General features: G+C 66.0%; 1 protein-coding gene and 1 pseudogene. Both read left to right on the top strand.

Features of this window, described 5'->3' with window-relative positions; translation table 11 throughout:
- A pseudogene (locus VBE63_RS30275) lies at positions 1–432 on the top strand (hypothetical protein); the annotation flags it as partial.
- 131 nt (positions 433–563) lie between these two features.
- Positions 564–955 (top strand): UvrD-helicase domain-containing protein (locus tag VBE63_RS30270; protein ID WP_323686668.1); only part of this gene is annotated, 392 nt, incomplete at its 3' end.

Raw genomic sequence — 955 nt, 5'->3', positions numbered from 1 at the left:
CGGCATCTGGCCGCCCAGCGCGAGGCGCCAACTCGCACCTGCCTGCTCGGCCCTGGCAGTGAGGTCTGGTTGCCGGCGATGGAATGGGAGGCGATGGAGGCGATGGAGGCTGAAGAGGGGGAAAGCACTGGGTCTGCAGCGCTGTTGACGGATCTGATGGCGGGCTATGTCGAGGGACTGATGCAACCCTTGCCGCTGGCTTGCAAGACCGCGTTCGCGGTGCTGCGCCAAAGCCAGGGCGAGAAGGGCGCCAATCCAGACCAAGACTATGAGGGCAGCTATCAATTCTCTGGCGAGCGCGATGAGCATGCCGGCTACCGACGCTTCTGGCCTGACTTTGCCAGCCTGAGCGCCGCCGCCGGGTTCACTGACTGGGTCGAACGGCTCTACGGTCCTCTTTATCAACAGGCCATCACGCACCAGGAGCTTTGATGATGCCCGCCAACAAAGCATCCGATCGCACACGCAAGCCCAAGGCTGAACCTAAGGCCATGCCCAAGTCCAAGCCTGGCGCTGAGGCGATGCGCAAGCGAGAGACCGATCCGAAGCCCGAGAACCCGCCCATGCCAACCGCCGTCACCCACCTGGACCCGCTCCATTTCCCACTCCGGGGCAGTCGGCTCATCGAGGCCAGTGCCGGCACCGGCAAGACCTTCACGCTAGCGCTGCTCTACATCCGCCTGGTGCTCGGCCATGGCCGCACTGGCGAGGACGGGACGGCCTTCGCGCGCCCACTGACCCCACCGGAGATCCTGGTGGTGACCTTCACCGAGGCCGCCACCAAGGAGCTGCGAGAGCGCATTCGCGCGCGGCTGGTCGAGGCCGCCGAGCTGTTTTCCGAACCTGTCGCGGCATTGGACGCGCAGCCCATCAAAGACCCGCTCAAGGCGCTGCGTCAGGATTACCCACCGGAGCACTGGCCGGCCTGTGCCCACCGCCTGCGCCTGGCCGCCGA

The organism is Lamprobacter sp. (assembly GCF_034860625.1).
In the GTDB taxonomy this organism is placed as follows: domain Bacteria; phylum Pseudomonadota; class Gammaproteobacteria; order Chromatiales; family Chromatiaceae; genus Lamprobacter.
This window is presented reverse-complemented; position numbering and strand designations above follow the sequence as displayed.